Below are 20,816 nucleotides of genomic sequence, written 5' to 3' on the forward strand. Positions count from 1 at the left end.
CACCTGTTGGGATGTTTCAACAATGAGATTTGGTCGCCACGAAAGCTTCAAGCGTCCCTTGGAACTCACCCAGCGCTCGTGAAATGAATTTATCGCGATGATGCACGGCATACAGCTGCCGTTTAAGAGGTGGGATGTCGTGGTTCAAGACGACCAATTGCCCCGCTGCAATCAGATCGTCAACGACCCAGTACGATAGGCAACTGATACCAATCCCCGCAGCGACCATGCGTTTTATGGCTTCGGAGCTGCCGATCTGTCGGGTATTACGCCACCGGCCGAGGTATGGCAGCAGAAGGTGGAGGACTTGCTCGGCGGTACCTGAACCACACTCGCGAACAAGCCAAGGAGCGTCTCGCAGGTCATCGAGTGTGACCGCAGCCTTGCGCGCCAGCGGATCGGTCGCAGCCGCGACAATCACCAACTCGTCTTCGAACCATGGGCGGGCGGTCAGCTCAGGCAAATGGCAGGGCCCTTCGATCAGCCCGATATCGATGGAAAGCTGGGCGGCCTGCCTGGCGATATCCGCACTGTTACCCATGAAAACGTCGACCTGCAAGCCCGCCGCTCGCTTGCTCAGCATTTCTACCAGCACCGGCATGATGTAGTTTCCAATCGTAGTACTGCACCCCACCCTCAAGCGCGCGACGATATCGCTGCGCTGGAATCCATCTTCTATCTGCGCGGCGGCTTCCAGCAGCCGAATGGCCTGAGGTAGAAGGGTCTGGCCGTTATCGTTCAGCACCAAGCGTTTGCCAACGCGGTCGAACAGCCTGACGTCCAGAGCACCCTCCAATTCATGAAGCGCCGCGCTCGTGGCTGACTGGGATAATGCGAGCGCGACGCTCGCACTGGTTGTCGAGCCGTGTTGGGCAATGGCTCGGAAGATGTCAAGTTGGCGAAGTGTGAGCCCCATGGTTCTACCTGTTAAACGGGTAAGCAATAGCTAAACTACCCGTTTTATCTATTACGTGCATCCCGCTATCGTGCACCGACTAAAAGGTGGAATACATTCAGGAGGCACTATGCGCGACCTACCCCTGGCCAAGATCCTGCAAGGGGGTCAACCGCTTGCAGCGCTAGCGAATCCGAAAGAGGCAATCAGGCAGTTCACGCCTAACTGGTTCGCCGCCACGATGGGCACCGGCATCCTGGCGCTGGCGTTGGGTCAGCTACCTGGAAATATCCTGGTCCTGTCGCAACTTGGTAAAGCACTCTGGTTGTTCAACATCGTGCTGTTCGTAGTCTTTACCGCGATATACGCCGCCCGTTGGATTCTGTTCTTCGATGAGGCCAAGCAGATCTTCGGTCACTCCACTGTTTCCATGTTTTTCGGCACGATTCCGATGGGGCTGGCCACTCTCATCAACGGGCTGGTGCAGTACGGCCTGCCCTCGTGGGGAGATTCGGTCATCGCTTGGGCGCATGTCCTTTGGTGGGCGGACGTGGTAATGGCGCTGGCATGCGGCGTGCTGATTCCATTCATGATGTTCACCCGCCAGCAGCACAGCATTGACCAGATGACTGCCGTGTGGCTGCTACCCGTGGTAGCCGCCGAAGTCGCCGCCGCAAGTGGTGGCGTCATCGCACCACACTTGGTTGATACCAGCGCGCAATTCACCATGCTGATCACCAGCTACGTGTTGTGGGCGTATTCGGTTCCGGTCGCCCTCAGCATTCTGGTGATCCTGATGTTACGCCTGGCGCTTCATAAACTGCCCCACGAAAACATGGCCGCGTCGACCTGGTTGTCGTTAGGGCCCATCGGCACGGGCGCCCTGGGGATGCTGGTGATAGGTAGCGACGCACCCGGGATTTTCGCGGCGCATGGCATGGGCGACATCGGCACGGTAGCGGCTGGCATAGGAATGCTCGCCGGCATTCTGTTCTGGGGTCTTGGCCTGTGGTGGCTGTCATTGGCCGTGCTGATTACCGTGCGATACGTCAAGACAGGCATTCCGTTCAATCTAGGCTGGTGGGGTTTTACCTTTCCATTGGGTGTATATGCAGTGACGACGCTCAAACTGGGTACCATGCTGGACCTGGTCTTCTTCGACGCGCTTGGAATTCTCTTCGTGATGATGTTGGTGGTCATGTGGCTGGTGGTCGCGGCCAGGACAGCAGCGGGTGCTTATCGAGGCAACCTGTTCGTATCGCCTTGCATTGCTTTTCTGGATGCGAAACAGGCCAGTCGATGAAATCGCGCGGTACGGTTCTCACAAGGCTTTCCTCGCTGTAGCGGCGCCTATGCCCTACAGAGAGCATATTTGTCAGGGTGGATCCTACCCTGCGTCCTGTTGACAGAACCTGGCGCGGAAATGGATAACCAAACGATCGTATTTGAAGGGGTGGTATTATACAAAGGCTGCGACCTATCTATCGGCAGCCAAGGTTGCCCTTTGCCATGAGGTACCTCGCCAAAGCGTTTGGCAAGCGAGCACTCGCATCGAGATTCTTACGCGGTTTGTGGTTTCCCAGCGCAAGCCCCCTTAGCCTGATGCCGGCCAGTTAAGGAAAAGTCATCAAATTTTATTGGCTGGCGTTCTTGTTTAATTACCAAATCTTCATTGATGCTACCGGCCTATCGCGGGATAAGCCCGCTCGCCACCGGGACATGCGCGCATCAGTGGCGAGCGGGCTTGTCCCGCGATAGGCCGGTAGCATCACTGAGACTCCAGGAGCCAGAACTCCAGTATTTGATCGACGACTCCCTTAACTGACTGGCATTACCCCTTAGACTGGCTTATCAGCTGCTCATGACGCGATCGGGCGTCATCGGCGTGCTGCGCACACGTTTTCCGGTCGCGTGATAAATCGCGTTGCAGATCGCCGCCGATACCCCGACGATACCGATCTCTCCCACGCCCTTGGCGCCCAGGCGGCTGACGATGCGATCATCCTCGTCGATGAAGATCACCTCGATGTCATGGATGTCCGCATTGACCGCAACGTGATATTCGGAAAGGTTATGGTTCATGAAGCGGCCCAGTCTATGGTCGGACCAAGTCACCTCGTGCAAGGCTTCGCTGATCCCCCATACTACCGCGCCGGTCACTTGGCTATGCGCGGTCTTCATGCTCATGATCCGGCCGGCGGCAATCGCGCTTACCACTCGCGTCACGCGTACGGTACCGAACGCCTCGTCGACCTTCACTTCGGCAAACACGGCAGAATGAGTCGCTCGAATGTAGTTCTTCTGCTTGAGCATGTTAGGCAGCAGCAGGTACTTTTCCTCTACGCGACTCGCGCCAGCTGCGGCCAGGATCATAGGCAGCGCAACCGAAACCGCAGTGGTGCGCCGCAGGCGCATATGCCCTTGGAAGAACTCCACATCCGCGAAGCGTGAATGCTCGAACGGCTTTCCAGGAAGCATCCTGGCCATCTTGTACAGCTGTTTTTGCAGCTTTTGGCAGGCGCCTTCCACGGCCGAACCGACGGTCGTGACATGCGATGATCCGCCTTCGATAGGGGCAACTGGCAGGGTGGAGTCGCCGAGCTGAAAGATGACCTTCTCCAGTTCGAGGCCCATCGCCGCGGCAGCGATCATGGACATCACCGTGTAGGTGCCGGTACCGATGTCGGTGGCCGCGCTGCTGACCACAAGTCGCCCATCGGCATGCAACACGGCGCTGGCGCGCGCGAACATCTGCATCGCATCCCACTGATCCGTCGCGAGGCCCCACCCTACCAGTTCGGTACCTTCACGCATCGAGCGTGGCGCCATTGGGCGATGCGACCAACCGAAGCGCTCGGCGGCCTGCTCGTAGCAAGCCCGCAGTTCCTTGGTGGAATAAGGCAGATCCTTCATCGGGTCGCGGTCGGCGTAGTTCTTCAAACGTAGCGCGAGGGGATCCATGTCAAGCGCGTAGGCCAATTCATCCATCGCGACTTCGAGCGCATGCACGCCATGCGCGGCGCCTGGCGCACGCATGTCGATAGGCGTGTATTGATCAAGATCGACCAACTGATACCCCAGCCGGATATTGTCGCAGGCGTAAAGCTGGCCCGACCAGTTCACGACCACCTCTACGTAATCCTCGATACGCGAGGTCTCGGCAATGGCCTCGTGCACGATGGCGCGTAGCGTACCGTCATCGCTTCGGCAGCACTGGCAGGCGCTACGTAGGAGAAGGGATTCATGCCGGTACCGTCCCGACGACGACGCCGCGATCATTGCCCTCGATAGGCTCCGCGATGCCCATGACCTGGGTCACGGCCTGCACGATCTGCGGGTAGGCACCGCAACGACAGACATTGCCGCTCATGAGTTCGCGGACCTCGGCGGCGTTACTGGCCTCACCTTCCTGGATAAGCCCGACTGCCGAACACAATTGACCCGGTGTGCAATAGCCGCATTGGAAAGCGTCGTGATCGATGAAAGCCTGCTGCAGCGGATGCAGCGTGTCGCCGTCCGCCAGCCCCTCGACCGTGACGATATCCCGGCCATTGTGCATGAGGGCCAATGTCAGGCAGGCGTTGATGCGCCTGCCATCGACCAGGACTGTGCAAGCCCCGCACTGGCCCTGGTCGCAGCCTTTCTTGGTGCCGGTCAAATGCAACTGCTCTCGCAGCAGATCCAGCAAGGTCACCCATGCCTCGATCTGCATGTGCGTTTCTTGGCCATTGAGGCGTAGCGTGATCGGGTAGCGAAGGGTCGAATCGGGTGCGCCAGGCGCCACGGGGTGAGCTTGGGTACTCATGAATCATCCTCGAAAGCCGGTTGTTCGAATGACGTTCAGAACCAGGCGTGCCTATCTCCTCTTCCCCGCTCGGAAGTACGCATGAAACGAACCCTGCACAGCGATCGCCAGTAGGGCTTGGCACATTCAGTTGATTAAAGTCGGCATCCGACCTGGTGACAAGCAATGGCCTTTGGCAGTACGGAAAGCTGGACGGCTGGTCATCTCGAGACTCCGAGCCGAAGGCTGCCATTGCGCAGATCTCTGGGCGGACACATGCTTGACAACGAGGGCTGCGCTACCCGTTCAGCCGCTGCGCTGTCCTAATCGAGCGCGGTAACTGCCAGGACTCTCCCCCGTCCACTTCTTGAACGCCCTGTGAAAGGCGCTGGGTTCCTGGAAGCCTGTCCGCGCGGCGATCTCGGCGATGCTGATGCGCCCCTCCCGCAGGCACTCGAACGCCATGGCGCGGCGTACTTCGTCCTTGATCTGCTGGTACGAGCGCCCTTCACGCTCCAGGTGGCGCCGCAAGGTACTGGCGCTCAGGCCCTGTAGCCTGGCCAGCGTGGTCAGCGTCGGCCACTGGCCGTAGTCACGCTCACGCAGGTGTCGATAGACCTCGGCCACCAGACCATCGTTATTGCGAAAGCGGATCACCAGCCATTGCGGCGCGCTGCGCAAGAAGGTCTTGAGCGCGGCCAGGTCCTGCACCACCGGCAAGCGCAGGTAGTGGCTGTCGAATTCCACTTCGCTATGGCCGGTGCCCAAGCGCAGGTCCGGCCCCCACAACAGCGCATCGTCCTCCTGGGGCGGGCGGGCGATGGCCAGCTCGGTGCGGTTGATGACGATGCGTCGGCCGGCCAGCCAACACAACAGGCTGATTACCAGCACGAGGAAGGTTTCCTCGGCGTAGACACGGGTCAGCGGATCGTCGATCCGCGAGTCCACGCTGACCACCACGCGTGCGCCACGAACCGTGAACCGTCCACGCACATCATGCAGGAACAGGGCGAAATTGTTCAGGCATTGGCGCAAGGCTTTTTCCAGGTTGGGCTCCTGGATGAGGCCACGGCAGATCAGGGCGAAACTGCCCAGCGGCATGCCGTGGCTATCGAGCTGGAAGAACTCGTCGTCCAAGGCGTGGATCATGTCGAGCCACAGTCGCGCAAAGGCCTTGGCCGACACCCGGGCCTGGGCCTTGTCGAGCAGCGCGGGGTCGATGCCGGCGGCGCGCAGGTGCGCTTCGCGCAAGAGCGGTCGATCGCGATGGGCATGCAGCATCGCATTGAGGAAATAGACCGCGACCGAATCGCTATCGCGCATGACTTGGGCTTCACTGCAAGTGGCAAAAAATGCCAGGTTGACTGAACACATCCGGCATAGGCCGCATCCTGGCCTTTGCCTAGACTCAACCCACCTCGGAGACGGTGGCCATTCTCGCAGAGCCCTGCCCCTCCTGCCATGCCTTCACACTTGGAGCCTTGCATGAACCATCCAGAAATCTACATCGTCAGTGCCGTGCGTTCCGCCATCGGTGGTTTTGGCGGTTCGCTCAAAGACCTCCCCCTGGCCGACCTGGCCACCGCGATCAGCCGCGCCGCCATCGAGCGTTCCGGTGTCGCCGCCGAACAGATCGGCCATGTGGTCATGGGCAACGTCATCCCTACCGAACCGCGCGACGCCTACCTGGGCAGGGTCGCCGCCATGAACGCAGGCATTCCCAAGGAAACCCCGGCCTTCAACGTCAATCGCCTGTGCGGTTCGGGCCTGCAAGCGATCGTCTCGGCCGCCCAGTGCCTGCTGTTGGGTGATACCGAGGTGGCGCTGGCCGCTGGCGCCGAATCCATGAGCCGTGGCCCGTACCTGCTGCCGCAGGCTCGCTGGGGCGCGCGCATGGGTGATCTGCAAGGCATCGACTATACCGTCGGCATCCTGCAGGACCCTTTCGAACACTTCCACATGGGCATCACTGCCGAGAATGTCGCGGCCGCCAATGGCATCAGCCGTGAAATGCAGGATGAACTGGCCCTGACCAGTCAGCGCCGTGCCGCCCGCGCCATTGCCGAAGGCCGCTTCGACAGCCAGATCGTTGCCCTCGAACTCAAGACCCGCAAAGGCAGTGTGCAGTTCGCCGTGGACGAGCATGTGCGAGGCGACGTCAGCGCCGAACAGCTGGCGGGTATGAAATCGGTGTTCAAGAAGGACGGAACGGTCACCGCCGGCAATGCCAGCGGCATCAACGACGGCGCCGCCGGCCTGATCCTGGCCACTGGCGACGCGGTCCGCCGCCTTGGCCTCAAGCCGCTGGCGCGCCTGGTGGCCTATGCCCATGCCGGCGTCGAACCGCACCTGATGGGCCTGGGCCCGATCCCGGCGAGCCGCAAGGTGCTGGAGAAGGCCGGACTGCGCGTCAGCGACCTGGACGTGATCGAATCCAACGAAGCCTTCGCCGCCCAGGCCTGTGCCGTGGCTCGCGCGCTGGACTTCGACCCCGAGAAGGTCAACCCCAACGGCTCGGGTATTTCCCTGGGTCACCCGGTCGGCGCCACCGGCGCGATCATCGCCACCAAGGCCATCCACGAACTGCAGCGCATCCAGGGCCGCTATGCGCTGGCTACCATGTGCATCGGTGGCGGCCAGGGTATCGCTGTCGTCTTCGAACGCGTCTGATCCGGAGCCTATTGCCATGAACATCCAACACATTGCCGTGATCGGCGCGGGCACCATGGGCAACGGCATCGCCCAGGCATGCGCCGTGGCCGGTTTCCAGGTCACCCTGATCGACGTATCCGATGCGGCGCTGGCACGCGGCCTGGCGACCCTGGGCAAGAACCTCGAGCGACAGGTCAAGAAGGAGACGCTGACTGGCGCCCAGGCCGAGGCCGCCTTGGCGCGCATCGCCAGCAGCACGGACTATGCCATGCTGGCCAGCGCTCACCTGGTGATCGAAGCGGCTACCGAGAACCTGCCCCTCAAGCAGCGCATCCTGCAACAGGTCGCGGCCAACGTTTCCCCCCAGTGCCTGATCGCCACCAACACGTCGTCACTGTCGGTGACCGAACTGGCGGCGGCCATCGAACACCCAGAGCGTTTCATCGGTGTGCACTTCTTCAATCCGGTGCCGATGATGGCGCTGGTCGAGATCATTCGCGGGCTGCAGACCGACGACAGCACCTATGCGCAGGCGCTGCTGGTGACCGAGAAGCTGGGCAAGACGCCGATCAGCGCGGGCAATCGTCCGGGCTTCGTGGTCAACCGGATTCTGGTACCGATGATCAACGAGGCGATCTTCGTGCGTCAGGAAGGCCTGGCCAGCGCCGAGGACATCGACACCGGCATGCGATTGGGCTGCAATCAGCCCATCGGACCGCTGGCCCTGGCCGACTTGATCGGCCTGGATACCTTGCTGGCGATCATGGAGGCGTTCCATGAGGGCTTCAACGACAGCAAATACCGCCCTGCCCCGCTGCTCAAGGAAATGGTTGCCGCCGGTTACCTGGGACGCAAGAGCGGGCGCGGCTTCTTCGTCTACTGAGACCCACGCCGCGCCGCCAGCCGGTCACTGCAACAGTGTCTGGATCTTGTCGCGCAGGGTATCGAGGTCGAATGGCTTGGCAAGGATCGGCGCCTTGCGCGCGATCGGGCTACCTGACTCGAGGATCTCGGCCGGGTAGCCGCTGATGAAGATCACCTTTAAATCCGGGCGCAGCTTCACGGCTGGCTCGGCGATCTGTACGCCAGAGACGCCGCCCGGCAGGCGATAGTCGGTGACGATCAGGTCCAGGTGCGGCTTGCTGGCGAGAATGTCAAAGGCCTCCTGGCCATTTTCGGCCACCAGTACGTGGTATCCCTCGCCGGCCAGATAATCCCGCAGGATCATGCGAATCGCCGGTTCGTCCTCGACGATCAGAACGACATCTTGTGCATCTTCACTCATGTTAACGCCTTGAATTTGATTCGATTTGGCCATACGACCCCTGGCTCACGCAGAGGTTGCCTGCGTCCGACCACTTTCATGCAGCACAGCGCAAAGGGGCAGCGATACCCGGAACGTCGCCCCTTTGCCCTCTTCGCTGGTAACGCAGATTCGCCCTCCGTGGGCCAGGACGATCTGCTCCGAAATATAAAGTCCCAGGCCCAACCCGCCCGCCACCTGATTGGCCGCGACCCGCTCGAACTGCTGGAAGATGCGTTGCTGGTTCTGCGCGCTGATGCCGATACCCTGATCCCTGACCTCGACACAGGCCATGCCGCTGCCTTCGTACACCCGCACCAGCACCGGTTTGCGCTCACCGTAGCGCAGCGCATTGCTGAGCAGGTTGGCGACCACCTGTTCGATACGGAACTCGTCCCACTGCCCTTCCAGTGCTTGGCCCACTTCCAAGTCGATGGAAGATTCCAGGGCGGCAGCCTGAGCGCTGAAATTTTCCACCAGGCCGCTGACCAGTTGGCACAAATCCACCCGTTTGGGTCGGATCGACAGCTTGCCGGTGCGAATGCGCGAGACATCGAGCATGTCTTCGATCAAGCGAATCAGGCTGTTCAGCTGACGCTCGTCGCGTTCGGTCATGGCCTGCAGCTTGTCCAAGGTGAAGGCTTCGGCGTTGTTACGCGCGAGGTGCATCTTGCGCAGCTGGGCTTCGAGAATCAGGCCGTTGAGTGGCGTGCGCAGTTCGTGGGAAACGATCGACATGAAGTCGTCGCGCATCCTGACCGCATGTTCCAGCTCAGTGCGGGCAACCTGCAGCTGGCCCAACAGCAGCTCCTGTTCCAGGCGGCTGCGTTCGAGGGCCTCGAGCTGGCCGGCAAGGGTCTTGCGCTGGCGGTAGAGGTCGACGAAGACCGAGACCTTGCTCTTGACGGCCTGGGTGTCGAGAGGCTTGTGCAGGAAGTCCACCGCGCCGCTCTCGTAACCCTTGAAGGCATAGTTCATTTCCCGGCCCGCGGCACTGACGAAGACGATAGGGATGTTCTTGGTCTTTTCCATGCCGCGCATCAACTCGGCCAGCTCGAAGCCGTTCATGCCCGGCATCTGCACATCGAGAATAGCCAGGGCGAATTCATGCTCGAGCAACAGCGACAAGGCCTGTTCGGCGGACTGGGCCTGATGGACCTCGCGGTGCTCACCCTGGATCAGGGCCGCGAGCGCCAGCAGGTTCTCAGGCAGGTCGTCGACGATCAACAGTTTGGCGATGATTGGGCTTAGCATGCGCTGGTTTCCAGGGTAGCGAGCAATTGCCCGATACCGCTCAGAGAAAGTAAGTGGTCGGGCTGGTGCAAGGCCAGTGCAGCCTCGGGCATCAGCGCGACCTGTGCATCGCGGGGGTCCTGAACCACGGTCCGGCCACCACATTGTTGTATATAGGCAAGGCCTTTGGCGCCGTCCTCGTTGGCACCGGTCAGTAGCACGCCAAGCAGGTCGGGGCCATAGGCATCGGCCGCCGATTGAAACAGGTAGTCGATCGCAGGCCGGGAAAAATGCAGCGGCTCTTCCTGGCTGAGCGACAGGCTGTAATCCCCCTCGACCGACAGATGATAACCGGGGCCCGCGACATAGATCATGCCCGGCGCGATCCGCTCCTTGTCACGCGCCTCGCGCACGGGGCGCAACAGCTTGCGCTCAAGCACCTCGGCCAGATGGCTGTCGCGATGCTCGGGCAGATGCAGGACGCACAGGATCGGTATGGCGAAGTCGGCAGGCAGGCCGCCGAGCACTTTGAACAATGCCGCGACTCCACCCGCCGAGCCACCGATGACGATTGCCCGTACGCCGATCATGATTTGCGGTAGATCCGTTCAGGTCGAACCAACGGCTCGAAGCGCTCGCCATAGGCGGAAAAATCCACCGACTCCTTGCTGCCCAGGACCAGGAAGCCCCGATGGCAGAGCGATTCGTGGAACAGTCCGAAGGCGCGATCTTGCAATTCCTTGTTGAAATAGATCAGCACATTGCGACACGACACCAACTGAGTCTCCGAGAACACGCTGTCGGTCGCCAGGCTATGGTCGGCGAAAGTCACGTTCTCGCGCAGGGTGCTGTCCATGATCGCATTGCCGTAGGCCGAGGTGTAGTACTCGGTGAAATCGCGGCGGCCACCGGCCTTGCGATAGTTCTCGGCATAATCGTGGATGCTCTGCAGCGAGTAGATCCCCTGCTTGGCCTTGTCCAGCGAGTTCGGATTGATATCGGTGGCATAGATGATGGTGCGGTCCAGCAAGCCTTCCTCGCGCAGCAGAATGGCCATGGAGTAGACCTCCTCCCCCGTGCTGCAGCCAGCGATCCAGATCTTGATCGACGGCCAGGTACGCAGCAGCGGCACCACTTCCCGGCGCAGGGCCAGGAAATGGTCGGGATCGCGGAACATCTCGCTGACCGGGATCGTCAGGTACTGCAACAGCTGCATGAACATGCCGGGGTCATGCAGTACTCGCTCCTGCAGCGCCGACACGGTGCGGCATTCGAGCTGGCGCACGGCGTGCTGGACCCGGCGCTTCATGGAAGCGCCGGAGTAGTCGCGAAAATCGTAGCTGTACTTGAGGTAGATCGCCTCGATCAGCAAGCGGATCTCGATGTCGATGTTGCGTTCGCTAATCAAATTCGCTCCAGTTGTGGCAGCCAGACACGGATCAGCGAGAACAGGCGATCCAGGTCGATGGGCTTGGCCAGGTAGTCGTTGGCACCTGCCTGCAGGCAACGCTGCTGGTCATCTTTCATGGCCTTGGCGGTCACGGCGATGATCGGTAGCTTGCGCCAGCGCGGTTGCTGGCGAATCCGCCGAGTCGCTTCGTAGCCATCCATCTCCGGCATCATCACGTCCATCAGCACCAGGTCGATGTCCTCGTGCTGCTCCAGACGCTCTATCGCTTCACGACCATTACGGCCGATCTCGACCAATGCCCCCTTGTGTTCCAATGCACTGGTCAGGGCGAAGATGTTGCGCACATCGTCATCCACCAGGAGGATCTTGCGCCCTTCGAAGACCTTGTCGCGACTGCGCGCGGTCTTGAGCATGCGCTGGCGTTCATGAGACAGCTGGGATTCGACTTTGTGCAGGAACAGGGTCACTTCGTCGAGCAGCCGCTCCGGCGAGCGCGCGCCCTTGATGATGATGGAGCGCGAGTACTTGAGCAGGTCGGTTTCCTCATCGCGGGTGAGGTTGCGACCGGTATAGACGATGACCGGCGGGAAGGAACGGATGTCCTCGGCGGTCATGCGCTTGAGCAGCTCGTTGCCGAGCATGTCCGGCAGCTTCAGGTCGATGATCATGCAGTCGTAGATGTTTTCGCGCAGCAGGTCCAGCGCCTCCTGGGCCATGGCCACGGCGGTGATCTGCACGTCGTCGTCGTCGATCAGCAGGGCGATGCTCTCGCGCTGCAGGTCATCGTCCTCGACCAGCAGCACATGCTTGAGCTTCTGCGTCAGCTTGGCCTCGAGCCGAGCGAACACTTCCTTGAGCTCTTCGCGACTGGTCGGCTTGACCGCATAACCGACCGCGCCCATGTGCATGGCCGCTTCGACGCGGTCTTCGACCGAGATGATGTGTACCGGGATGTGCCGGGTGCTGGCTTGCTCCTTGAGGCGCTGCAGCACGGTCAGACCGGAATGGTCGGGCAGGCGCATGTCCAGCAGGATGGCGTCGGGCACATAGGTGGCCGCCAGTTCGTAGCCGTCGTCGGCGCCGTGTGCCACCAGGCAGCTGTAACCCAGCTCATGGGCCAGGTCGAAGAGGATGCGAGCGAAGTTGGGTTCGTCCTCGATGACCAGGATGCAGCGATTGCTGAATGGCGCGCGATTGCGGTCATCGGCGAAGGCCAGCGGTTGACTCTGCACTGCCGCCACGGCGGCAGGCAGCTTCGGCGGCGGTGGCAGCTCGCCGATGAGGGTCCGGACCGGACGCGGCTCGTCCGTCTCCAGGGCCTCGTAACGCTCCGGCAGGCTCAGGCTGAACACGCTGCCATGACCCGGAGTACTGTCGATGCTGATGCTGCCGCCAAGCAAGGTCGCAAGATCGCGGGAGATCGACAGCCCCAGGCCGGTACCGCCATAGCGACGGTTGCTGGTGCCGTCGACCTGATGGAAGGCCCCGAAGACGGCTTGCAGCTGGTCCGTGGCTATGCCGATGCCGGTATCGCGGACGGCGAAGATGACGCCGGTGCCAGGCTCATGGCTGATGCGCAGACTGACCTGACCGTGCTCGGTGAACTTGATCGCATTGGAGAGCAGGTTCTTGAGTATCTGCTCGAGGCGCTGGCGGTCGGTGAACACCGAGGCCGGCACCTGAGGCTCGACCTCGACGCTGAAGACCAGGCCCTTGTCCGCGGCCAGCGGCTCGAACATGCCACGCAGGCCTTCGACCAGGCGCAGCAGTTGGGTGTTTTCCGGGCGCATTTCGAGCTTGCCGGCTTCGACCTTGGCGATATCAAGGATGTCGTTGATCAGGTTCAGCAGGTCATTGCCCGCCGAATAGATCGAGTCGGCGAACTTGATCTGTTCCTCGGTGAGATTGCCCTGTCCGTTCTCGGCCAGCAGCTTGGCGAGGATCAACGAGCTGTTCAACGGCGTGCGCAGCTCGTGGGACATGTTGGCGAGAAATTCGGACTTGTACTTGCTCGAGCGCTGCAGATCCTCGGCACGCGCCTGCAACTCCACCTGGGCATGATTGAGCTCGCTGTTCTTGCGATCCAGCGCTTCGGTACGCTCGGCGAGCTGTTCGTTGGTCTGTTCGAGTTCCGCCTGCTGGGTCTCGAGATAAGCCTGGGACTCGCGCAGTACCCGGGACTGCTCCTCGAGCTCCTCGTTGGCGGTCTTGAGCTCTTCCTGCTGTACCTGCAACTCCTCGTTGAGCTGCTGGGTTTCGGCCAGTACTTCCTGCAGACGTTGACGATAGCGAGCGCTCTCGATGGACATGCCGAGGTTTTCGGCGACGCGTTCCAGCAACTCGCTGTCGCGTTCGCTGAGCGGACGCAGGAAGCCCAGCTCCAGGACGCCGTTGATCTGGCCGTCGTCGCGAGTAGGAATCAGCAAGGCACTGTGGGGCAGCCCCGAGCCCAGGCCCGAGCTGAGCTTGAAGTAGTCTTCCGGCAAGTGGTCGAGTTGCAGCAGGCGGCTCTGTTTCACCGCTTCGCCGAGCAGCCCATGCTGAGCGTTGTGCATGGGGTCGCGCGCCTGGGTCCGGGCATCCACGCCATAGGTGGCCACGCGTTGCAGGCCGCCGTGCTCGTCGCGTACGTAGAGCGCGCCCACCACGCTGCCGAGGTAGGCCGCGAAGAAACGCAAGATGCTTTCACCCAGCATCGTCAGGGTCGTCTGGCCCAGTACCTGCTCCGCCAGTTGGGTCTGGCCATTGCGCAACCAGGACTGGTGCTCCAGACGCTCGGCCGCGCGCTGCTGGGCCTGCAGGTTCTCGCCATAGCTGTCCGACAGCGCGAGCAGGTCGCGCCGCCCCAGGTAGGCCAGCAACCCGCTGAGGCCGACGATAAGGATCACGAAGGCACTGATGACCAGCATCGTGATGCTGCTGACCTTCTCGTTGCGCGCCTGGCGCAGCTGCTGTTCGGTGGCGATGATCCCTTCGAATTCCTTGCGGATTTCATCGGTCAGGCGCTTGCCGCGACCGCTGCCGATCATCTCCCGATAATTGCCTTCGTTGCGGCGCAGGGTGATCATCTCGCTGCCGAAGCTGTTCCAGTCGCGCTGCAGGCCCAACAGGCGGTCGATCCGCTCGACCTGCTGCGGATTGTCCTCGACCAGTCCACGCAACCCTTCGAGTCCACTGATGACCCGGGACTTGGCGACTTCGTAGGGGTCGAGAAAACGCTCGTCACCGGTGATGAGGAAGCCGCGCATGCCGGTTTCCATATCGATCGACAACTTGATCGTCTCGTTGGCATTGCCGATCACTCGATCGGTGTGCTCCACCCATTGCATGGCCGTAAGGAGGTAATTGATCACCGCGACAAAGGCCACGGCTCCGAGCAGACCGACCCCAAGGGGCAGGCCGATGTTGCGGCTCAACAGCTTGCGAAAGCTCTGCTGGTCCATCGAGGCTGCTTGAATCATGTGAAAACGCCCGAGCAAAAGATCCATCGAAACAGTGTTGCGGATTGCACATCCTGTTGTTTTTTCTGATAACGCACAGCGAGTCTACCCACCTTTGTCGATGTCGGCAGAGCATTTAGCCAGTATTTGAGAGCCCTGTGTGTGAATCGTTCCCTATGATCGCGTGTACGGCTATGCTGATGGAACTTCTGCCCTTGCCCTGCCGACTGAGTAGGGATGAATATCTGTACAGGATCCGAAAAATGCACCTTCTGGTAGTGGAAGACGACGACATCGTGCGCATGCTGATGGTCGAGGTACTCGAAGAACTGGGCTACAAGATCATCGAGGCGGAGGATGCCCGAACGGCATTGGAGATTCTGGCGAGCGACAAGCCGCTGGACCTGATGATGACCGATGTCGGATTGCCGGACATATCAGGCAAGGAACTGGCTGCCAAGGCACGAGACATCCGGCATGAGCTGCCAATCCTGTTCGCCAGCGGCTATGCCGATAGCTTCCAGGTGCCAGACGGCATGCATCTGATCGGCAAGCCGTTCACCATGGACCAACTGCGTGACAAGCTCACGAGCATTCTTGCTCCGAGCTGAGGCGCCTCCTCCAGTGATAGACATGGACGTCACCGGCCCCGTTATCGCGGCCGACGCAGCAGGTAAGTGTCCATGATCCATCCCTTGCGCCGCCGTCCCTCCTCCCTGGCCTGCAGGATCTGCTCCCTCACTGCATGCAAGGGGCCAGCGATGAGTATTTCGTCGACGGTACCGAGGTAAGCCCCCCAGTAGATCAACAGGTCGGGATCGGTCAGTTCGGTGAAAGCGCACTGCCCGTCGAGCATGACCACGAGATTGTCGATTCGCCCCTGCTCGGCCAGACGTCGTCCAGGCAATACCGTCAGTGGCTCGCCAACGCGATTGAGCGGTATCCGATGCCGCGCGGCTAGCGCCTGTACGCTGCTGATACCGGGAATGACTTCCAGCTGCAACGACACCCCCTGTTGGCGCACCCGTTCGAGGATTCGCAGCGTGCTGTCATAGAGGCCAGGCTCTCCCCACAGCAGGAAGGCGCCCACCTGCGCCGGACCGAGTTCGTCTCGCAGCAGTCGCGCGTAAAGCGTGGCACGCCGCTCGTGCCAGTCCCGGACAGCATCCACATAGTCCGCGGCCTGGCCGTCCCGATACGGGTCCTCGACCTGGACCAGACGGTAACTGCCGGCCTCCAGATAGCGCTCGAGCATGGCCTTGCGCAGCTGCACCAGTTCGTCCTTGGCCTGCCCCTTGTCGAGGAGGAAGAACACGCTGACGCGGCGCATCGCCTCGACCGCCTCGTAGGTGACCTGGCGCGGATCGCCCGGCCCGATACCGATCAACAGCACCTGCTTCATCGATGATCCTCCCTGAGGTCGCGCCTGATGCCGAGCGCGCGGATCTGTTCGCTTGCGTCGCTCACCAGGCATCGAAGGTATAGCTGACGATCAGTCGCGTCTCATCCACGTCTCGCGCCCAGCGTTGATAATTGCTGCGGAAAGTGGCATTGCGCAACCGCAGGCTGACGTCCTTGAAGGTACCGGTCTGCACCTGATACTTGAGCTCTGTATCGCGCTCCCATTCCTTGCCTTCGGCAGCGCTGCCGGGCACCCGGATGTGGTCACCATTGACGTAGCGGGCCAGGAAGCTCAGCCCCGGCACGCCAAGGGCCTTGAAATCGTAGTCGTAGCGCACTTGCCAGGACCGCTCCTGGGCAGCGGCGAAATCGTTGACCTGGAGGTAATTGACCAGGTAGGGGTTGCTGCCATCGAGGTAGGGCATGGCGTTCTGACCGTACATGCGCTGCCAACCGACGCTCAAGGTGTGGCCCGAGAGGTTGTAGCCGAGCATGCCGCTCAGGGCACGATGATCGATATCCCCCGCTCGGGCATTGCCAATGTCATCGCTCCTGATCGCTCGCAGGTCGGCTATCAGGCTGCCGTGCCGCAAGGGCTGGCGGGCCGCCAGGCCGAGGAACTGCTGGCGGTAGACATCATCGAGCCTGGCGACCTGGTACTGGCCGCTGACATGCTCGTTGAAGCGATAGGCCACTCCGGCCAGATCGAAATGGTCGGCATCGATGTCACAGGCGTAGCGCTTGTTCTTGCAATGTACGCGGATGTCCTGTCGATCGGTGGAGTCGCGCGCGGTGTACTGGGTGAGCCGCGCCAGGGTGAACTTCAGATCATTTACTTGCTCGGAAGTCAGCAGGGCGCCATGAAAAAGCGTGGGCAGCAAGCGGCCGTCGTTGTATTTCAACAAGGGCTCATCTGGCATCATCGACCCATACTTGAGTAACGTCTCGGAAATACGCACCTTGCCGGTGATACCCAACTTGCCATATCGATCGGCGGAGCCTCGAGGGTTGTTCCCGCTGGACGGCAACAGCCCGCTATTACTGTCGTCCGCGCTGGAATCGAGTTTGAAACCGGCCATGCCTATCACATCCACACCGAGGCCGATGATGCCTGGGGTATAACCCGATTGAATATCGACGATAAGGCCCTGTGCCCATTCTTCGCGCTTTGACGCGCCTTGCCTGGAACTGGCCTGACCGTCGCGAAAATCGCGATTGAAATAGACAGTCCGCGCTTCGAGTCGCGCATGGCTGTCTTCCATGAAGCCCGCGGCCTGAGTAAGGGAGCTGGCGGACAGCAGATACAGGCCAACCGTGCGGCGGGAAGTAAACAAGGGTAAAACGGCAAACATGCGGGGTGACGTCCAGGAGAGGGTCGAAGTAGAACCGGCACCGGTCTGGGCCCGTACCTTGAAGGTCTTGATCAAGCAGCAACCTTGTTTTGCATGATCGCAGGGCAGCGCGATGCCTGGCCACTAGACCATGGTCATACACCTGCATGACAAGAGCCGATTAATAGCTGGCCTTGGCAGTCGAAGTGTCCGTCTGATTTTAAAAAAGTTTGTTGTTTACCTGATAACCCAGCACTACTACACTTAATTTCAGTACTCGTTAACATACACCACCCCGTGGCCGACAACCTGTCCTCATTGTCTAGCGTCGCCTGCCACGGCAGACCTGAAGGAGTAGAACAGTGTCCAGACTTGCAGAGTTTCGTGCTGCCGAAAAAGCCCTCCAGGAGCAGATGGCGCAACTGGAGGTCATGAAAAACGATGCCTCCCTCAAACGTGAAATCGAATTCGAGCAGAAACTACTCAATTTGATGAAAACCCATGACAAGGGTCTTCGCGATATTATGGCCATCCTTGATCCGAAGATAGCATCCAAGGGCACGCAGCCCGCGCCAAAACAGCGTCGCGCACGGGTCGTCAAAGTTTATGAAAATCCTCATACCGGTGAATTGATAGAAACCAAGGGCGGCAATCACCGCGGCCTCAAGGCATGGAAAGCGGAGTTTGGCGCAAAGACCGTGGAAAGCTGGGTACGCTCATGAAACATGAACACCAACTTCACACATTTTTCACATCGATTCTTACATCATTGCACCAGCTAAAGGATTAGCGACCCCATCTGCGCCCGCACACGCGGGCCTCTATTCCAAACGCCCTGCCCTCGCGCAGGGCGTTTCATTTGCGCAATCGCTTCAGTCCCGTATCATGACTCCCCGTCTGTTTCGCCGGCGCCTTTGGCCCGGCCCTAGCCTGTGGAGTGCCCATGAGCCTGCTCGATCTCGCAAAACTGCCCGGTGTGACCGCGCAACCGGAAGCCGCAACCGCACATTTCGTCTTCAACCACACCATGCTGCGCGTCAAGGACATCACCAAGTCCCTGGACTTCTACACCCGCGTGCTGGGCTTCAGCCTGGTGGAAAAGCGTGACTTCGCCGAGGCCCAGTTCAGCCTCTACTTCCTCGCCCTGGTCGACAAGTCGCAGATTCCGAGCGATGACGCCAAGCGTACCGAATGGATGAAGTCGATCCCCGGTGTGCTCGAGCTGACTCATAACCACGGCACCGAGAATGACGCGGACTTTGCCTACCATGACGGCAACACCGATCCGCGCGGCTTCGGCCACATCTGTATCTCGGTACCGGATATCCGCGCCGCGTGCGAGCGTTTCGAAACCCTGGACGTGCCGTTCCAGAAGCGCCTGAGCGATGGCCGCATGAAGCACCTGGCCTTCATCAAGGATCCGGACGGCTATTGGGTCGAAATCATTCAGCCAACCGAGTTCTGACGCTCGATCCGGGCACGCTCGTCGGCTCGAGCGCGCCCGGCTTCTTGCTGTGGTATATCGAAGAGGCAAGGTTCCAGACCACAGCGCGAGGTAAAGATGATGCAGACCCTACACTGTGTACACCGCGACCACACCATCACCGCAAGCGTCGAAACCCACCCTGGCTTGCCCACGCCGTTTGCCGGTGGGTGCCTGATCACCGATCCGCAAGGCCACACCACGCGACGCCTGTCGCTGCCAATGAAGATGGCATTTCTCTCTGACCTCGACAACGCCCAGCATGCCTCGTTGGCGCACGGACGTTGGTTGGTCGACCGAAAGCTGGATGATGCCCGTGAAAAGGCGTAGGCCCTGAAACGACGATCTGCCCTCAGTCCACCCAAGGCTTGAGGGCAAACCTGCCGCTGCAGGCACTTCAGCCTTGCCGCGCATAGGCAACGGCCAGATCGACCTGTTCCCGGGTCGGTCTGATGCCGGTGTACAGAACAAATTGTTCCAGTGCCTGCAGGGCGATGACTTCGAGACCGGTGATGACCGGCTTGCCCAAGGACCGCGCCAGTTCGATCAAGGGCGTTCGCTCCGGCATGGCAACGACATCGAAGACCCGCTCCGCCGCTTCTATGGCCATGGTGGGAAATGCCAAATGATCCGCCTCGGGACCTCCCGCCATCCCGATGGGCGTAACGTTGACCAGCATCGGCGGACATAGGTCGCCAAGCTCGGCTTGCCAGCGATAACCGCAGACGTCCGCCAACTGCCTTCCCGCCTGCTCGTTACGAGCGACAATGATGCCTTGCTCGAAACCCGCGTCGCGAAAGGCACTGGCGACCGCCTTCGCCATGCCGCCGCTGCCACGCAATGCGAAGGCGGTATCAGGGTCGACCCGATGCTGTTCGAGCAACTGGCGCACTGCCAGATAATCGGTGTTGTAGGCCTTGATGATGCCTTGGGTATTGACCAGGGTGTTGATCGAATCGATGGCGGCTGCCGAAGGATCGATCTCGTCGACCAGTGCCAGGCATGCCTCCTTGAACGGCATGGACACGCCACAACCGCGGATACCGAGGGCGCGGATTCCCGCCACGGCCGCAGGCAGGTCCTGGGTGGTCATCGCCTTGTAGTAATAATCGAGCCCGAGTTGCTCGTACAGGTGGTTGTGAAAGCGTACGCCGAAGGTGCCGGGGCGCCCGGCCAAGGAAACACACAGGACAGTGTCTTTGCTGGGTAATTGCGCCATTTGCCGCTCCTTTTGCTGGACTCGACGATTATGCCAGCTCAGGCGCATGACCGCTGATCGTCTCTTACATAACCTTTACCCAAGCCCAGTATTCAACAGGCCATCGCAAGCGTCATAGTCATATCCCCGTCTGTGGGGTTGTCTTGCGAGGACCCTTGTATGAACCGTTTCATTCCCGCGATCGCCATGATGGTCGGCGCTCTCGCCATCAGCGGGCAGGCAGCCGCGCATGGCGGCGGCTGGCATGGCGCCGGGCCGATAGTCGGCGCGGCCGTGATCGGTGCGGTAGTCGGCGCGGTGGCGTCGGGAGGACATGACCGCACGATCTATGTAGAACGCCAACCCACGTACTACGGGCCACCGCCGGTTTATGTCCAGCCGCCGCCACCGCCTGGCTATTACCAACCGTATGTGGTCGAGCGCTACATTCCGGCACCGCCGCCTGTCTACCACCGTTACGGACCGCCGCCAGGGTATCGTGGCGACTACGGACCACCGCCGGTGTACTACGGCCCGCCTCGCTGGTAACGAGCACCGATGACTACCATTGGAAGTCGATTTCAATGCCTGGGCAGGATGAGGCCATGTGTAGAGGTTCACGTGGCCACCCTCCCTACCATGGCAACGCCGTGCCTGCTTCCCAGCGGCGACCAGGCTGTCGACG

The 20,816-nt window shown here is 60.8% G+C and carries 20 protein-coding genes; 8 read left to right on the forward strand and 12 right to left on the reverse strand.

Translation table 11 applies throughout. From position 1 onward, the window contains the following. Positions 1-16: 16 nt before the first annotated feature. Entirely contained in the window at positions 17-916 is a 900-nt protein-coding gene (locus G7009_RS00555; protein WP_181128032.1) for a LysR family transcriptional regulator, read from the reverse strand. A gap of 109 nt (positions 917-1,025) precedes the next feature. Here G7009_RS00555 and G7009_RS00560 point away from each other — a divergent pair, with 109 nt between their 5' ends. Then, positions 1,026-2,198 carry a TDT family transporter gene (locus G7009_RS00560; protein WP_181128033.1) on the forward strand — a complete coding sequence of 391 codons (1,173 nt, stop codon included), beginning with the start codon at positions 1,026-1,028 and terminating at the stop codon, positions 2,196-2,198. Between the two features lie 548 nt (positions 2,199-2,746). Here G7009_RS00560 and G7009_RS00565 read toward each other — a convergent pair. The 3 genes from G7009_RS00565 to G7009_RS00575 form a co-directional block, all read right to left on the reverse strand. After that, positions 2,747-4,072 (reverse strand): xanthine dehydrogenase family protein molybdopterin-binding subunit, encoded by a 1,326-nt coding sequence (locus G7009_RS00565; protein WP_219856384.1) that lies wholly within the window; start codon positions 4,070-4,072, stop codon positions 2,747-2,749. A gap of 64 nt (positions 4,073-4,136) precedes the next feature. Next, entirely contained in the window at positions 4,137-4,700 is a 564-nt protein-coding gene (locus tag G7009_RS00570) for a (2Fe-2S)-binding protein (protein WP_181128035.1), read from the reverse strand. Positions 4,701-4,985: 285 nt separating this feature from the next. Beyond that, a complete protein-coding gene (locus G7009_RS00575; protein WP_181128036.1) occupies positions 4,986-6,002 on the reverse strand; it encodes an AraC family transcriptional regulator in 1,017 nt (338 codons plus the stop codon). A 162-nt stretch (positions 6,003-6,164) separates the two neighbouring features. Between G7009_RS00575 and G7009_RS00580 the strand changes: the two genes are divergently transcribed. Beyond that, the gene (locus G7009_RS00580; RefSeq protein WP_181128037.1) at positions 6,165-7,349 is read left to right on the forward strand and encodes an acetyl-CoA C-acyltransferase family protein; all 1,185 of its coding nucleotides are present in this window, start codon (positions 6,165-6,167) and stop codon (positions 7,347-7,349) included. A 16-nt stretch (positions 7,350-7,365) separates the two neighbouring features. Further along, the gene (locus G7009_RS00585) at positions 7,366-8,214 is read left to right on the forward strand and encodes a 3-hydroxybutyryl-CoA dehydrogenase (RefSeq protein WP_181128038.1); all 849 of its coding nucleotides are present in this window, start codon (positions 7,366-7,368) and stop codon (positions 8,212-8,214) included. Between the two features lie 24 nt (positions 8,215-8,238). Here the strand turns inward: G7009_RS00585 and G7009_RS00590 are convergent, their stop codons facing one another. Genes G7009_RS00590 through G7009_RS00610 form a run of 5 tightly spaced genes read right to left on the reverse strand, consistent with a single transcriptional unit; the run spans position 8,239 to position 14,739 of the window. Continuing rightward, positions 8,239-8,616: a response regulator gene (locus tag G7009_RS00590; protein ID WP_181128039.1), complete on the reverse strand. Its 378-nt coding sequence runs from the start codon at positions 8,614-8,616 to the stop codon at positions 8,239-8,241. A 45-nt stretch (positions 8,617-8,661) separates the two neighbouring features. Next, positions 8,662-9,888, reverse strand: coding sequence for a hybrid sensor histidine kinase/response regulator (locus G7009_RS00595; RefSeq protein ID WP_181128040.1), 1,227 nt, complete (start codon positions 9,886-9,888; stop codon positions 8,662-8,664). Beyond that, the gene (locus G7009_RS00600) at positions 9,882-10,457 is read right to left on the reverse strand and encodes a chemotaxis protein CheB (RefSeq protein WP_181128041.1); all 576 of its coding nucleotides are present in this window, start codon (positions 10,455-10,457) and stop codon (positions 9,882-9,884) included. Before G7009_RS00600 ends, G7009_RS00595 begins: the two co-directional genes overlap by 7 nt. Next, the gene (locus tag G7009_RS00605; RefSeq protein ID WP_181128042.1) at positions 10,454-11,275 is read right to left on the reverse strand and encodes a CheR family methyltransferase; all 822 of its coding nucleotides are present in this window, start codon (positions 11,273-11,275) and stop codon (positions 10,454-10,456) included. The genes G7009_RS00600 and G7009_RS00605 overlap by 4 nt, the downstream gene beginning before the upstream one ends. Further along, entirely contained in the window at positions 11,272-14,739 is a 3,468-nt protein-coding gene (locus tag G7009_RS00610; RefSeq protein WP_181128043.1) for a response regulator, read from the reverse strand. Before G7009_RS00610 ends, G7009_RS00605 begins: the two co-directional genes overlap by 4 nt. A gap of 242 nt (positions 14,740-14,981) precedes the next feature. Here G7009_RS00610 and G7009_RS00615 point away from each other — a divergent pair, with 242 nt between their 5' ends. Continuing rightward, a complete protein-coding gene (locus tag G7009_RS00615) occupies positions 14,982-15,329 on the forward strand; it encodes a response regulator (protein WP_181128044.1) in 348 nt (115 codons plus the stop codon). A 41-nt stretch (positions 15,330-15,370) separates the two neighbouring features. Here G7009_RS00615 and cobF read toward each other — a convergent pair whose 3' ends face one another. Next, positions 15,371-16,120 (reverse strand): precorrin-6A synthase (deacetylating), encoded by a 750-nt coding sequence (cobF, locus tag G7009_RS00620; RefSeq protein ID WP_181128045.1) that lies wholly within the window; start codon positions 16,118-16,120, stop codon positions 15,371-15,373. Positions 16,121-16,181: 61 nt separating this feature from the next. Beyond that, complete coding sequence (locus G7009_RS00625) at positions 16,182-17,471, reverse strand: OprD family porin (protein WP_181128366.1); 1,290 nt, start codon at positions 17,469-17,471, stop codon at positions 16,182-16,184. A gap of 341 nt (positions 17,472-17,812) precedes the next feature. Between G7009_RS00625 and G7009_RS00630 the strand changes: the two genes are divergently transcribed. The 3 genes from G7009_RS00630 to G7009_RS00640 all read left to right on the forward strand — a co-directional run bounded on the left by G7009_RS00630 (position 17,813) and on the right by G7009_RS00640 (position 19,263). After that, the gene (locus G7009_RS00630) at positions 17,813-18,172 is read left to right on the forward strand and encodes a histone-like nucleoid-structuring protein, MvaT/MvaU family (RefSeq protein WP_181128046.1); all 360 of its coding nucleotides are present in this window, start codon (positions 17,813-17,815) and stop codon (positions 18,170-18,172) included. A 221-nt stretch (positions 18,173-18,393) separates the two neighbouring features. Continuing rightward, positions 18,394-18,915, forward strand: coding sequence for a lactoylglutathione lyase (gloA, locus tag G7009_RS00635; protein WP_181128047.1), 522 nt, complete (start codon positions 18,394-18,396; stop codon positions 18,913-18,915). A 99-nt stretch (positions 18,916-19,014) separates the two neighbouring features. Beyond that, the gene (locus G7009_RS00640; protein WP_181128367.1) at positions 19,015-19,263 is read left to right on the forward strand and encodes a hypothetical protein; all 249 of its coding nucleotides are present in this window, start codon (positions 19,015-19,017) and stop codon (positions 19,261-19,263) included. A 67-nt stretch (positions 19,264-19,330) separates the two neighbouring features. On the opposite strand, the gene G7009_RS00645 is transcribed toward G7009_RS00640, so the two are convergent. After that, a complete protein-coding gene (locus G7009_RS00645) occupies positions 19,331-20,152 on the reverse strand; it encodes a shikimate 5-dehydrogenase (protein ID WP_181128048.1) in 822 nt (273 codons plus the stop codon). A gap of 159 nt (positions 20,153-20,311) precedes the next feature. Between G7009_RS00645 and G7009_RS00650 the strand changes: the two genes are divergently transcribed. Further along, a complete protein-coding gene (locus tag G7009_RS00650) occupies positions 20,312-20,680 on the forward strand; it encodes a hypothetical protein (protein ID WP_181128049.1) in 369 nt (122 codons plus the stop codon). Positions 20,681-20,816: the final 136 nt, after the last annotated feature.

Origin of the sequence: Pseudomonas capeferrum, assembly GCF_013523055.1 — a bacterium.
Lineage (GTDB): Bacteria > Pseudomonadota > Gammaproteobacteria > Pseudomonadales > Pseudomonadaceae > Aquipseudomonas > Aquipseudomonas capeferrum_A.

Coding starts and splice junctions, on each gene's coding strand:
- G7009_RS00555 (WP_181128032.1), bottom strand. CDS start 916: ATGGGGCTCACACTTCGCCAACTTGACATCTTCCGAGCCATTGCCCAA.
- G7009_RS00560 (WP_181128033.1), top strand. CDS start 1,026: ATGCGCGACCTACCCCTGGCCAAGATCCTGCAAGGGGGTCAACCGCTT.
- G7009_RS00570 (WP_181128035.1), bottom strand. CDS start 4,700: ATGAGTACCCAAGCTCACCCCGTGGCGCCTGGCGCACCCGATTCGACC.
- G7009_RS00575 (WP_181128036.1), bottom strand. CDS start 6,002: ATGCGCGATAGCGATTCGGTCGCGGTCTATTTCCTCAATGCGATGCTG.
- G7009_RS00580 (WP_181128037.1), top strand. CDS start 6,165: ATGAACCATCCAGAAATCTACATCGTCAGTGCCGTGCGTTCCGCCATC.
- G7009_RS00585 (WP_181128038.1), top strand. CDS start 7,366: ATGAACATCCAACACATTGCCGTGATCGGCGCGGGCACCATGGGCAAC.
- G7009_RS00590 (WP_181128039.1), bottom strand. CDS start 8,616: ATGAGTGAAGATGCACAAGATGTCGTTCTGATCGTCGAGGACGAACCG.
- G7009_RS00595 (WP_181128040.1), bottom strand. CDS start 9,888: ATGCTAAGCCCAATCATCGCCAAACTGTTGATCGTCGACGACCTGCCT.
- G7009_RS00600 (WP_181128041.1), bottom strand. CDS start 10,457: ATGATCGGCGTACGGGCAATCGTCATCGGTGGCTCGGCGGGTGGAGTC.
- G7009_RS00610 (WP_181128043.1), bottom strand. CDS start 14,739: ATGATTCAAGCAGCCTCGATGGACCAGCAGAGCTTTCGCAAGCTGTTG.
- G7009_RS00615 (WP_181128044.1), top strand. CDS start 14,982: ATGCACCTTCTGGTAGTGGAAGACGACGACATCGTGCGCATGCTGATG.
- cobF (WP_181128045.1), bottom strand. CDS start 16,120: ATGAAGCAGGTGCTGTTGATCGGTATCGGGCCGGGCGATCCGCGCCAG.
- G7009_RS00625 (WP_181128366.1), bottom strand. CDS start 17,471: ATGTTTGCCGTTTTACCCTTGTTTACTTCCCGCCGCACGGTTGGCCTG.
- gloA (WP_181128047.1), top strand. CDS start 18,394: ATGAGCCTGCTCGATCTCGCAAAACTGCCCGGTGTGACCGCGCAACCG.
- G7009_RS00640 (WP_181128367.1), top strand. CDS start 19,015: ATGCAGACCCTACACTGTGTACACCGCGACCACACCATCACCGCAAGC.
- G7009_RS00645 (WP_181128048.1), bottom strand. CDS start 20,152: ATGGCGCAATTACCCAGCAAAGACACTGTCCTGTGTGTTTCCTTGGCC.
- G7009_RS00650 (WP_181128049.1), top strand. CDS start 20,312: ATGAACCGTTTCATTCCCGCGATCGCCATGATGGTCGGCGCTCTCGCC.